Here is a 13,634-nt window from a genome sequence, read left to right on the forward strand (position 1 = left end):
TAGAATAAAGTCTTCACTTTATAGATAAGTTATTTCTGTAGTCCAGTGTTGATCTAAGTGATAGTCACATGGATAAAGCTGGATATTCACGTTTGACTTGCCGTCATAGCCTCTAATATCTAGACACATACCCTGCTGTTTATTAACCAGTCTACCGTCAGTCTTCATTTGCCATTGTTGATCAGGCAGGTTTTGGCAATCCCAAAATTGTACATTGGCCTTTTTGCCACCTGAATAGCCCGACGCATCTAAGCACAAGCTTGGCGCGCTTTTGCCTTCAACGATATAAGTTGGGCGAAGTTCAAACCAAAGCTCATTGCCAGAAGTATCATACTGTGGCACTTTACCTGTTTTGCCAATCTCTCGTTCACCTAAAGGTCTGCCATTACGCCAAAGTTCAAATACTTGATCTGGTCCGCCATCACAGAAAAATGACTGAACATTTTGGTCTTTCCAAGCTCTCGTTGTTGAACCTTCACCGTCAATACACACTTTTTTGTCGTCTGCTGACCCATATGGTTTAGCTTTATTCACAAATCTAACTCTGGTTGAAAGGTTTCGATTAGAATCAATGGCTTCATACACTAAGCTTTTTGTTGTTTTAGATGTCCAGCCATACTGGTAGTACACTTGAGAATAAATTTTACCGTGCTTTTCCATCAAGCCTTCATATTCGACGTGAAGGTAGCTTGGGTAGTTAGATTCTGTGCTTCCCGTATTGATTGGCTTTTTCGCTTCAAACTCATGTGTTTGGATATATTGGCCATCCATCGTAAATTCTAAAATGACGTTTTTGTAGTCATTGTCATAATTGTGCAGACCACCTAGCTGAACATACACTTTGCCATTTGCAATTTCGGCACCTTGTACATATTGATTACGACTATATATAGCCGGAACCTTAAACGCACTGATAGGTTGTATTGTGCTGCTATTTGAATTTAACGACTTAGTGTTGAACGGGTAAACAAATACATGTAAATAGTTTTTAGTATTTGACTGATAACTACCACTTTGTAAATTTGGAAATGATACTGTAATAGCGTGATTTCCATCCGTTGCACCTGCCCATGTGTGCCAACCTGAAAATGACTGCCCATTTGTATCAATCTTGATATTGCCAGAAGAGCGAGTTGGCTGAACTAAGTTAAATACTTTGTTCGCATTCATTTTCCCAGTAGCGCAAGGTGAGTGGGTACAATCATGAAATGCATGGATTCTATTTGAGAACGCAAAATAGTAACCATCTGCATAGTCCCAACCTTGCTTTATTGTTGAGGTTTTATTTAGAGAGTAATCATTGTCTCCGCTCATAGACCAAAGCGAAACTGTAGAAGTATTATCTACTTGTCTAAACACCACGGTTCTATTCAATCGCGAGTTCCACACAACATCCTGTGTTTGCTCGTCTTTTGAAGGAACATGCCATTTGTGCAATACATCCCATGTTGCCGAATGAGATAGCATAGGCACTGCAAGCAATGCCGGCAGTATCGGTATTAATTTTTTCATTTGTTAAATCCTTTATTATTATATATGCCGCATGTATTCAGAGTTTATTTGATTGCGGCACCTTATTTAACTTAATAACACCAAAAAACACAACAAATTTAACAAATAAATTAACTTTAAAGATCAAATTTCAACCAGGACACCTCCCTATTAAAATAAAACAATGAAAATTCATATCACATACCTCCTACTTTTGGCTGGACCTATACCGGGGGTATATTCAATTACAATTAATAAGATCAGGCTTGCTATGACGCTTAAAGTAGTAGCGATAGTGAATTCCAGCACAATGAATCCATAACATACCTTGCGCTAAGCAATTCGCTCTAATTTAAATCTAAAGATCATGGATTAAAAAACAGTTAAGGCGGGCGTGTTCGACTGAGTAATCGTGGTGGCTTCAATGCGACTGTATTAAATGCGCAACAATCTGAAAATCCGCAAATAACACTCAACGGGTTCTACCTAAACATACAGCTGTTTTATTAATCCTTTTTATTTAATAAGCTCTCTAACTGTTTTGAATTCTTATAACATATAAGCTCAAAACGCTCTTGGTTATCAAACTCAATAATGACAACTTCAAAGCCAAAGTATTTTCTGTACTTAGCTCTTTTAATTTCAGTTAAGCTCTTGATTGCGCTATAGCCAGTCAACTTATTACAAACTTTGATGTCAGTATCACTTACTTCGACAACTTCAGCTTCTCTTGCTCGTAAATAAGCTGGTGGAAAACCCCCTTTGTGTATCCAAAAAAATACGGATATAAAAGTTGTGATACCAACCAAAATAAAATACAAGCCCAGTAAGAAATCTAAAACACCTGTAATTAAAAACCTTTTGGATGGGCAACCTGATATTTAGCTCTATCGAACTTAAATTTCACTTTTACCTCACCCGCAGAGCCTTGCACCTTTTAAGCTGTGGATCACGTTCGCAATTGTTAGGCACTTCACTTACTCGCACTGCTATGTATTTTTTGCCAACGCTCATACTGCTTCTTAAGAACATCTTCAACCAAGGGAGTGGCTTTTGTTGATAACCCTAATGTCTCAAATTCATTGTATTCAATGAATGATATCGCGATTGCATTCTCTACTTCTGGACAAACATCTGTACGGCTTAGCACTGATTCTAGAAAACAAAAAACCTCGGTAGCACTTATAGTTTGGTTTCTTAATCCATCAGCTAAAATCGCCATGCAATTATGTACTTCGTCTTGCCACTCAGGAAGCTCTGGCTCGACTACAGACCAATTCGATATAGCATCTTTACAAAAAGCATTTGCCCCATACACTTGCTGTTGGCCCATTTCCCCTCCGCTATTTCTCCAAAAGTAGATTGGCTTAGACTCCCCCACTTTAACCAAATATCACACAAAAATTCGGCCTTCAGCGCAAAACCCTACTGCATTAGACAGATTGCCTCATTTATCTCATCATCAGCTCCAACTAAGTTAGCATATCGACAATACACGGCCAGACAAACTTAGTTTAAGCCAATATGTTTATACATATCAAATAGTTATATCACACCATCAATGGTTTATTGTATATATTAACAAAGTAATAGGTGATTTACTTTGTCCAATATATCGAAACATTGAAAGAGCGGCAGGCAATACTGGCTTAAAAAACCCACGAAATAATGTCATTAACGCACCAATCTAGTTTTGAGCAATAAATGGAAGAGCCTAAATATCAAGAACGTTCAATGACCTAAACGGGAACGTATCGTTCAAATCAGCTTACGGTTCTCAAACCGCATTTTAAAAACCAATGCACTGAAATTCAGGTTAATTTCAAGATAGTTAATGCAATCAACCATTTTTTCGTATTCCTTACATCTGCAAATAAGTCGCTTCCAGGGGAGAATTTGAGTATCAGGGCCATTCAAAAATCACAGTGATCTTTCTACTTCCAAGCAACTTGTTTACAAAAAACATCTTAATGATCCCCTAATTGTTAACAAGGAAGTTAATTACCCTTACTTTGTTGTATAATTGCATTTTCTGTATGGAGCTTGTAAATGAAAAAAAACATAATAACTTTACTGGTGTTACTTCTTAACTTTCCCTTAATGGTGAAAGCACAAACCACATGGATACCTATTTCAAATGGTGGCATATTTTTTGTAATTCCATTTATACCTTCAGTGCCTTTTCCTCCGGCTACGAATTTCAACACGAATATTGTTTCTGGTGTTACGTACGTGACTTGGGCAGATATCGAGCATGCAAGTAAATACCAAATTCAAGTTTTAAATAGTCAAGGCCAGTGGGTCGACCTATTTGTTGTGAATGAGAACAAGTTTCTTCTTAGTAAGTTAAGTGGTAATTATGAGTTCAGGGTCATCGCCTGCAACATAAATACCTGTAAAAACACAGGCCAAGCTTCCATTAGCTTCGCACCTAGAAAAAAAGTGACTTTCATTCACACAGATTTATTAGGCAGCCCAGTTGCAGAGACCCAAGAGTAGTAAAATTATGAAAATAATAAAAAAAGTTAGTTCGTTAGCCTTTTTTTTAGCTTCAAGTTCGGTGTTAGCGGATACGGGTCACTTACCAGGTAATGGTAGTGGCGAGGACAACAGCGATTTTTCTTCTGTATTTAAAAATTACTATAGCGATTTGCCTTCTGAAAGTATAAGTATTCAGGATTTAAAGCTAACTCACTCATTTAACATAAAAACGATCCCTGCTGCAAATGGAAGTACCCTTTCTGTCGGATATGAAGTGAAAGGTTTTAAAGGCGGTGCAGTAAACATCTTTAAAAAGTTTAATGGTCATAGACTCGGGGTATCATTGACGGGAACCGCAGTTACTGGAGGAGACAGGACGACAAGAACCTTTGGGTGTTTAGGTCGTTTATCCGGTCTTGAATTCAATCAACTCGGCTTAGGCTTACCACAACAGTCGAAACCCTTAGGGTTTAACAGCAGTAATATGCCTTCAGGCACACTTGCATTATTTCATGATCACACCGTATTAAAATGTGAGTCATCCAAGCCTGTGGTTGTTTTTAATGATGGAACAAAAATCAAATTTGGAACTCGGAAAACTGTACGTAGCAATCAATATTCATGGAGCCCCGTTTCTATAGAAGATAAATATGGTTTAAAAATTGATTTAACTCAGCAGAACATTAACTTTAACGGAGTTCAAGTAAGAGAAGTTAATAGTTCTCAAACTAAACAATTAATTGTTGATGATAATAATGAAACCTATATAACCACATTTAATTTTAATTCTAAGGGTGAAATAAGTACAGTTATTGACCCGGAGCAGCGGATTACCACTTTCACTCATACTGGTGCTTTTAGCGGTGCATTAACCTCTATCGCTAGTATTACTTTTCCTTCTGACTTGAAAGTTGAGTATACATATCAAGGCTATTGGGAAGGAAGTAGAAATAGCCTTACTGTAAGCTCTAAAAAGATTACTGGGCCAAATATTCAAGAAAGACGTTTTCAATATACATTAACTTCGCCAGAAGTAAATTATCCAGGCTTAGAAGGTCATATGTCGATCTCTTATGAGTATGACGTAGATGGCAACTCACACGCTTTGACTCAAGTCAACTATATTCATTCTCCTGCAGACTATGGCGCTCGCATCTACAAACAGGAGATATACAAAGGACCTTATTTAAGTGTAGGTTGGGTGCATAATAAACGATGGGAAGAAGGTGAATTGCTCGCCAAAAGAGAAACCCAATGGGAGCACTATTATCTTGGCAGTAGCGGATGTTATAAGCAACTTATAGGTCCGGACTTTACAGTTTCCCCAAGTTATTGCTTAAGCTCGCGCAAATCAAAAGAATATACAAGTTATAGGGTAAACGACGGTTACGATACGTTTTTCACTGACTATTTGGCATATGGTAGGTATAGCGGCTTAACAAAGCAAAAAGAAGTCTTTTCAAGCTCTGCAACTTTGCCTGCAAATCGAATTGATTCACAAGTTTTTTCTGGTGCTACCAAGTATACAAAAAATTCGTACTCTCACAATAAAACCCATTGGATAACAAACAACCTCAATAAAAAGGAGTATTCAAGCAGTGATAGTGGCTATGTTGCAGAGACTCAATTTACCCTTGATCCAAATACGCTAGACATTAAACATAAATATAGCTTTGGACAACTGAAAGAAAGTTATTCTTATCATGCAGCAGGCAGCTCAAAGGGGGCATTAAAAAGTAAAACGCTGAATCACTACCGCTTATCTGGTAGCGGAAAAATAACAACTACTTACAGTGCTGAATACAATGCGAACGTACCAAGGACAACTACTTCATACAAAGCCACTTCTGATAGTACTATCCAAGAGATTAAATTGGCAGATTCATTTGGTAATGTTTTAGAACATACCGATAAAAATGGTACTAAGTCTCAATACAAATATGACAAATTAGGGAGGCTGATTTCTGAGAAGACAGAAAATGATACGAGTTATGGGCGTACATGGCTAGGGACCCTTTATAGTTGGGATGATACAAATAATAAAAAGACAATAACACATTGTACATTAAACAACTCGATGTCTGGTTGTGCTGCAAACTCCGAGCTACAAATCGAAGAGACATATAATGCATATGGTCAAATTATTCTGAAAAAGTATCGAGATTTAAAATACCCAACAGCACTTAACAATACACGTTACAAAGTCTATAGCTATGATAAATTTGGGCGTCTGGCATTTGAATCAATAATGAGTGACAGCCAAACAGAAACGATTGGTACAAGGTATCATTACGACTTTTTAAATCGCCGTATCAGAACTGAACAATCTGGCTTAGGAACAGTTTACTATCGCTATTTGTCAGGCCATAGAATGGAAGAGACTGATGGCAAAGGTAATAAAACGACTAAAACTTTCCTAAGCTATCACGGGCCCAATTATAAGAATGTTATACAAGTTGCCTCACCTGAGTCGATTTTAACAACTTTACAAAGAGACGTTGGTGGCTTTATTAAATCGATTACTCAATCTAATGAAGCGCCAACAAACTCAGGTGGGGGAACCGGAGGTGGCAATGGAGGTGGTGACGATGGTGGAGTTGAGCCAGATCCACCAATTTGTGACATTATAGAGCCTCTGGGTTGTCATGATCCTCGTGTTATTAACCCAAGCAACGTTTATTCTGCAAGTTCAGCAAATAAAGTTTTAAAACAAACAGAAACTCGTATATATGACTCAAACAAACAACTATGCTTAATAAAGCGAGCAGATGTTGGCAACACTGTCATGAAGTACAATGCACTAGGCCAAATAGCATGGAAGAAAGAGGGCACTAGTTATAATGCATGTTTAACGTCTGCTCCCGCAGGAAGTGTACACTTCACCTATAATAATTTAGGTTTACTACATAAGACTAACTACTCAGGAACGGCCTTAGATCTAGAACAGGGGTATGACAATAATGGTAATTTAACCGCACTCATTAAGTCTAATGTTACTCAAATTTATACATATAATAATAAGAACTTGATAGAAACTGAGATTATAACTATCTCTGATCAGACTCCTATCTCACTGCAATATGATTATGATTCTGTGGAAAATATTAATGCTATTACTTATCCAGATGGATCAAAAGTTAAATATATGCCAAACGCATACGGCGAGGCACAGTCGGTCGCCGCTTATAATAGTAACAACATACTGCAGCAGAGCTTTATTAAAAATGTAAATTATTACCCCAATGGTATGGCTAAGAGCTATGAGTTCAGCAATGGCGTAAAACATAACCTAGAGCTATACACGGATAGTAACTTACCTAAAAGGGTAACTGATTTAAAGGCGGGTATTAATGCTTTAGATTTAACATATAGCTTCGATAATAATGGAAACGTTAAATCTATATTAAATGGCATTGATTCAGGCTATTCTATAACAAGCATGCAATATGATGGTGTTGATAGACTCACCAAAGTAACCGCTGGTAGTAAAATAGGCAATAGTGATATCGATTATGATGTACTGGGCAATATTACAAGCTATTCAAGTAAAAACAGAAATCTTGCATATACCTACAATGCAGATAACAATCGACTCACTTCTGTTTCAGGAGTAAGTGGTAAATATAGCAATATCGGCTATGACAGCAGAGGAAATATCACAAACAATGGAAAGTACTCATTAAGCTTTAATGATGCAAACCAAGTAACAACAGCGAATGGTAATAATTATTTATATGATGGTTTTAATCGCAGAGTCAAAAAAGTAGAAAGCGGTAAGACCGAATATAGCATATTTAATCAAAGCGGCCGACTTTTATTCAACCAAACAGGTGCACTCACTGGGAATGGTATTAACTATATTTATTTAGGCACCAAGTTGATTGCAAAGTACGGCAACGTACCAACTGTTTCCTTAGCCAACAGTAAACAACATTATCGACCTTTCGGTGAAAGTATTGAAGGGGCTAGAGATACTATTGGTTACACAGGCCATGAGTATGATGAAAACCTCGGTTTAAACTATATGCAGGCACGATACTATGATCCAGTCATAGGTCGTTTCTACTCGAATGATCCCATTGATACTCTAGGCCACTTTAGTACTAAAAATGGGATACATGGATTCAATCGTTATGCATATGCCAATAATAATCCTTATAAATATACAGACCCTGATGGTAAAAAAGCAAAAAGCGCTCTAAGTCCGAAATTACCAACTACATATATCAAAATTGGTAGAGCACCAATGGCGATAGAAGGGCCTTATAGAAGTGCTCCTAACTTTAAGGATAAATTTTTTAATAAAGTAGTAAAGGAGTCAACAGGGGGTTTCGTGAAATGGAAGCCTCAGAAAGATGCATTATTAATTTCAAAGCTTGCGATATTTAAATTATTATTTCATGCTAAAGTAATAGCACCAGGGACATGCGACTCATGTGAACAAACTGATGGTGATGATCTATCTTGGATAGTTATTGAAGAAGGTTTAAATAGAAAAAAAAGTAAAAAAGGTGAAAAATCTGACCAAGAAGACGTTACTGAATTTCCGTTTGATTATAGCAACAACAAACATTTAACTGGAGGTCAATTTGACATTAGGATTAATCCTCTTACAATTGAGAAGCAATAAAGCATGACTTGACATTAATCCACATTAAGCTAATTTAACGTCTTAGTTTGAAAGTTTTATTTACCCGTTTTTATTAAAGTTGCTAGAATTTTAATTAAACGGGTACCTTCACCTTTATACTAGCAATATAAATTCAACACAAGGAATGATTTGTTAAATCTTTATGAAGAAGAAGGTAATGTATAAAAAACATTTACAGTCATGAGGGGTCTATGTGATAAAATGATTTTTAAGAGTAAGTACAATTAACGATCGAATTGATGAAGTTAGATGTGCTTAAGATATTAAAAATAGCTTTTACAAACCAATTGGAAGTAATATTTAAAAAACAAATTTGAATTTTTGCAAATTACTTACCTGATAACAATTTAGTTAAAAATTCAATTTACAGCCATAGTCATAAAGTCGATAACTTTAGGGCTGATTTTAATCATAGCATAAAGATTAAATATTATATGATTTTAAAAATTATCCGCGTGGCCATATGGGTTCCACTTACATTGTTTTTTTATTCACTTATCTCTGACCTAAATCAGATTATATATTTTTTATTTTGGATTATATACTATTTCTTTGTTATAAATATAAATAGGTACATCTTCGATTCAAATGGAAGATTTGCTATTTTTTACTTGTCGCTAATCGTTTTCTTTCCAGTAATAATATTTTTTATTATGTAATTATTAATTAACGCAAGGTTGTAACCGTTCCACTTAAAATAGTAATATTCGTGATATGCAGATAAAGGGGTCAGGTATTGCATTTTGTGTATGAGTAAATTTGCCTAGAGTAAGATACACTTTGTGATACAAGCCAACCTAAAACGTTGGCTTTTTTATGTGCTGACTTTCTTCGGAATGACCTGCCAATTTAAATTGGATCTGATGCTTACTTTATTTGGACCTACTGCTGAGAGTGATTGGATTTTGCAATATGGGTTTTAGATAGTTCAACTGTATCGTATGCACTTCAGAAGTGCATACGCACGATAAATATGAGTGGAAGTAAAATGATAAGACAAGACCTTCCACTAAAGAATTCACATGAATGAACAAAGCTTTCTTAGACCATCTGAAATAAAGGAATTATCCAATAACTTTTTTGAGAACTTAGGGACAGTAATTGATCATTGCACAGTAAGGGATTTAGAAACAAGGCTAGTAGCTTTGGAGAAGCTGGCCGATGACTTTTCTCCATCTGAATTTGTTGCTAGATATTACCCTATTGAAGAGATATTTGATGTATATCGTCATGCTACTGAATCAAATATTTGTGACGAGGTAGTAGAGGCAATTGCCGCTGTAACAGAGATCGATTGTTCTTTTGCTAGAGATATTTGCGTGGACAACTTACAGCACCAAGATATTGATGTACGTGAAGAAGCAATCAGCTGCTTAGGTTATGTTGGTGTCGCAAGTGATTCAAAGCTTCTAACTGATTTAATGGAAAGTGAAAGCAATGATACTTTAAAGGCAGCTGCTTTTAATTCTTTGTTGAGGTTGGGGCATGATGAATTACTAACAATGGATAAAATTGATATATCGCAGTTAAGTATTGAAGCATGTATAAGTGTTTTAGAGAATTTATGTACCCTAACTGAGCGTTTTGATTTAGCGAAAACTTATCAATTTGTCTCTAAAAGTCTTATTAGTTTGAACAATGAAGCAATAAACAATGAACTTGCCGATTTGAAATATCGCATCGAGAAACAAGAGACTATAAACGAAATTGCGGAGATGTTTTCTGGCGATAATATAGATTGGGGAGTAATTATCCAACTTATGGAAAACCTTGATAGTGACATTCGATTTAGAGTGCTAACACGTATTGGCTCCGGATCAAAACCTAATAAGAAAGCCATGCCCAATAGGCCTCCTCAACAAGTGTTTGATAAAGTTGTAGCGCTAGCAGATGATGAGGATGAAGAAGTTAGAGCTGAAGCTATAAGTGTACTAGGCGATTGGGAGTATAATAAGTCAATTGACTTAATTTCCAAGTGCTTACACGATGACTCCGAACTGGTTAGGTTGGATGCTATTTACGCACTTGGAGAAATTCAAGGAGATGAAGTCATCACGCAACTTAGCCAATTAGACATTGAAAAGTGTTCTGAAATTGAAAAAACCAGATTATATCAAGCTCTTATCAGATGCGGTCGTAAAGAGTTTTTAGAAAAGTGGTTGAAATATCTAAAAAGCAAAGATGCCCTTGTAAGAGCGAATGTGGCGGGAGGTGTCTGGAGTGTTTGGAACCCCAACTCTCACACTATAATCGAGTCTGAATTAGAAATAGCTAAAAACAAGGAAACACATACTTTTGTGCTTGCCGAAATTGATGACGCACTGGATTGGATTAACTCTCAAAGACATTTAAACTAAACTGTATTATCTCAAACTTAATCTGGCAGTTACCTGTTTTTTATCGGTGACTGTCAGTTTAGATTTGAACTAAATTTGTCTCAGTCCAAACTTGTTTTCCATTAAGTTGTGCCTCTATCGGCGTCCTGCCACAACATATTTTCCCTTGGTGGGTTCGGTCATTATTGTAATAAACTATCCATTCGTCCAGATCCTTTTGCAATTCTTCTAGCGAACCGGATAGTTTATGGGGGTTACAGTTGCATCTCTAGGAGAATCACCAGATTCTGAAAAAGTTGCTTATATTCTCTTTTTCGATGAATTGGTAGATGTTGAGATCGTGTACTTTGATGAAAGTGTCAGCGATTATCTTTCAAGCTTTCTGGGTTTAGTTGGAGATGGCTGTGGGAAATATGTTTTTACTACAGATACCTTTGAGATTTCTTTTAATGCACAAAAGTTTTCTCTAGAGGAAAAGTAAATTAGTAGCCACTTTAAAAGTAAACGTCCGCTTATAGCAATAAGCGGACTGTCAGTTTTGTGTTATATCTTAACTTCTCTTACACAATGATTTGTTTGCCTGCCTTCTTCTACGGTAAATTCAAATGAATCTTCAGCTTGATTTATAATAACGCCAACTTCTTCACTTAAGAGGTGTTTTTTAAAATCTTCTACAGCTGCAGCACCAAATATTTCCTTACCTTTTACAACTTCTAAATCCACATTGTTTGGCACAACTTTTATGTTCACACCGTCAACAAAAAGCAGACCAGCTTCAACTGTTTTCAATTCTATTTTTGGGATTGCATTTATTCCTGTTGGCACCACTATATGGCCACGACGAGTAAATTTAGTTTCATCTTTATCGACGACAAGTAAGAATGATGAGTCTATCTTAGCTGGGAGCTCAGTTTCAGTTGTGGCGCTACAACTCCATGAACCAGATAACTGCCCTTTTGCAGAAACAAAATTAGAATATAGACTTATTACAATAGTTAAAATAATTACTTTAAACACAATACCCTCTGATAAAAAATTCTTTTTACTTACTCATGCTTATTACTGGCTGTTCAATTTATGCAATCATTACCGGCTTTAAACACTTAATGACCATTATTTTAAACCTTCTTCAAGGTTGACTAAATTAACGACGACCGAATTCAAGCAAACTCGATTTTGCAATTGTTAAACAGTGTGTACATTCAACTACCACTTAGCACTCTCCTTTAAAGCCTGTGTGATAGATTTTGCAATTTCCCAGCGTGGAGTATTACTTGAATTGGTAAGTAGGATCAACGCATTTTTGCTATCTGGGTAAGTAAGAACAAGTGATTTATAACCTCGTATACTGCCTGGGTGTCTAGCAATTTGGCCATCCGCACTTTTATATACTTGCCAACCCAACCCCATATATATTTCTCCCCATGAAGTTTTAACTTGAGGCTGCAACATCTCTTTGTATGTTTGCTTCTTCAAAATAAGTGGCTCATCGGTAAGCGTTAATTTAAGCCATTGACTTAAGTCGTGTACATTAGAAATTAGCCCTTCACTTGGATTAAACGATGGGTCATAAGGCCTCTGTTTTGACTTATCTATTAACTTACCTTTGTATGTGGGTTTCGTTTCAAAAATATATGAGTTTTTACCATTAAAGTAGCCACTTTTATCCATGTTAGCTGGCATTAAAATATTCTTCTGTACGTACTGCTCATAACTTTCTCCAGAAACAGCACTGATTAGCGCACCTAAGATATTATAATTGGCATCACTGTATTCGAAATTTTTACTTTCAACATCTATTTGTAATGATTGTTTAACTATACCTAAGTATGAACTTACTGTTCTCATCTTTTCAAAGTTTACTGGTTTGACTTTGTCATTTATACCTGATGAATGAGTAAGTAGCTGCTTAATTGTAATACCGCTTTGTGCAAAGCTTGGTAAATATCGACCGACTTGATCATTTAAATCTATTTTCTTTTTTTCTGCCAACTGCATGATAGCTTGAGCAGTAAATAGCTTAGAAACCGAAGCTATACGGTACAGTGACTTTGAGTCTGTTGGTTTTGTCTTCTCTTCATCAAGAAACCCGAAACCTTTAATATAGGTTACTTCACCAGATGTAATGATTGCGACAGACATGGATGGAATATCATTTTTGACACGAATAGTCTCAAGAGCCTCTGTCAACTCGTCATAAGTATTCACTTTATTAGCGAGTACATTAAAAGACATGAATAAAAACAGTATTAAGATTAATGGATACACTCATCCTCCTTATGGAACATTCTCCAATATACCCGGTGTAATATAGTCAGGTTATTACGATCGGTAATTAAGCCACAAACATGCTCTAGCCTTTTTATGATGGCACCCAAATCTTCAGAGGCATCCCAGCAATGGCCATGTGATCTTAGCTTTTGGATATTTAAATTAATATTGTCGCTATTCCATTATCCCGTCAAGTACGAACTATCGAGCCTATAGACACTCGTAACAGTGAGGTTACCGATATAACAACCATATCAAACTTGTTGGCTGTTGATACATGAAGCACTAATTGATTCTGAGTTGAGATACAACAATTCATAAGAAGGCAGGACACATTTGGTCAGGCTTCTGGATTGCAGCGCAGCCAAGCTCTTGCAGTCTTATATAAAAAAGGCGATTATTTT

The 13,634-nt window shown here is 36.3% G+C and carries 9 protein-coding genes and 1 pseudogene; 4 read left to right on the forward strand and 6 right to left on the reverse strand.

The window, feature by feature from the left end:
- Positions 1–18 precede the first annotated feature (18 nt).
- From QNM18_RS17395 to QNM18_RS17405, 3 genes are all read right to left on the reverse strand, one after another.
- Positions 19–1,512: an RICIN domain-containing protein gene (locus tag QNM18_RS17395; RefSeq protein WP_211008492.1), complete on the reverse strand. Its 1,494-nt coding sequence runs from the start codon at positions 1,510–1,512 to the stop codon at positions 19–21.
- 485 nt (positions 1,513–1,997) lie between these two features.
- Entirely contained in the window at positions 1,998–2,312 is a 315-nt protein-coding gene (locus QNM18_RS17400) for a hypothetical protein (RefSeq protein ID WP_284137943.1), read from the reverse strand.
- A gap of 152 nt (positions 2,313–2,464) precedes the next feature.
- On the reverse strand, positions 2,465–2,824 hold the full coding sequence (locus tag QNM18_RS17405; RefSeq protein WP_211008490.1) for a hypothetical protein: 360 nt from the start codon (positions 2,822–2,824) through the stop codon (positions 2,465–2,467).
- Positions 2,825–3,540: 716 nt separating this feature from the next.
- Between QNM18_RS17405 and QNM18_RS17410 the strand changes: the two genes are divergently transcribed.
- The 3 genes from QNM18_RS17410 to QNM18_RS17420 all read left to right on the forward strand — a co-directional run bounded on the left by QNM18_RS17410 (position 3,541) and on the right by QNM18_RS17420 (position 10,980).
- Positions 3,541–3,990 (forward strand): hypothetical protein, encoded by a 450-nt coding sequence (locus QNM18_RS17410; protein ID WP_211008489.1) that lies wholly within the window; start codon positions 3,541–3,543, stop codon positions 3,988–3,990.
- Positions 3,991–3,997: 7 nt separating this feature from the next.
- Positions 3,998–8,602, forward strand: coding sequence for an RHS repeat domain-containing protein (locus tag QNM18_RS17415; RefSeq protein ID WP_284137944.1), 4,605 nt, complete (start codon positions 3,998–4,000; stop codon positions 8,600–8,602).
- A 1,043-nt stretch (positions 8,603–9,645) separates the two neighbouring features.
- A complete protein-coding gene (locus tag QNM18_RS17420) occupies positions 9,646–10,980 on the forward strand; it encodes a HEAT repeat domain-containing protein (protein ID WP_284137945.1) in 1,335 nt (444 codons plus the stop codon).
- A gap of 58 nt (positions 10,981–11,038) precedes the next feature.
- On the opposite strand, the pseudogene QNM18_RS17425 reads toward QNM18_RS17420, so the two are convergent.
- Positions 11,039–11,206: pseudogene (locus QNM18_RS17425) on the reverse strand (IS3 family transposase); the annotation flags it as partial.
- Here QNM18_RS17425 and QNM18_RS17430 point away from each other — a divergent pair.
- On the forward strand, positions 11,207–11,440 hold the full coding sequence (locus tag QNM18_RS17430; protein WP_284137946.1) for a hypothetical protein: 234 nt from the start codon (positions 11,207–11,209) through the stop codon (positions 11,438–11,440).
- A 62-nt stretch (positions 11,441–11,502) separates the two neighbouring features.
- Here the strand turns inward: QNM18_RS17430 and QNM18_RS17435 are convergent, their stop codons facing one another.
- Together QNM18_RS17435 and QNM18_RS17440 are read right to left on the reverse strand one after the other, a co-directional pair.
- Positions 11,503–11,976 carry a hypothetical protein gene (locus QNM18_RS17435; RefSeq protein ID WP_211008485.1) on the reverse strand — a complete coding sequence of 158 codons (474 nt, stop codon included), beginning with the start codon at positions 11,974–11,976 and terminating at the stop codon, positions 11,503–11,505.
- 189 nt (positions 11,977–12,165) lie between these two features.
- The gene (locus tag QNM18_RS17440) at positions 12,166–13,227 is read right to left on the reverse strand and encodes a serine hydrolase domain-containing protein (RefSeq protein WP_211008484.1); all 1,062 of its coding nucleotides are present in this window, start codon (positions 13,225–13,227) and stop codon (positions 12,166–12,168) included.
- Between the last annotated feature and the right edge of the window lie 407 nt (positions 13,228–13,634).

The organism is Pseudoalteromonas obscura (genome assembly GCF_030135505.1).
Classification (GTDB): domain Bacteria; phylum Pseudomonadota; class Gammaproteobacteria; order Enterobacterales; family Alteromonadaceae; genus Pseudoalteromonas; species Pseudoalteromonas obscura.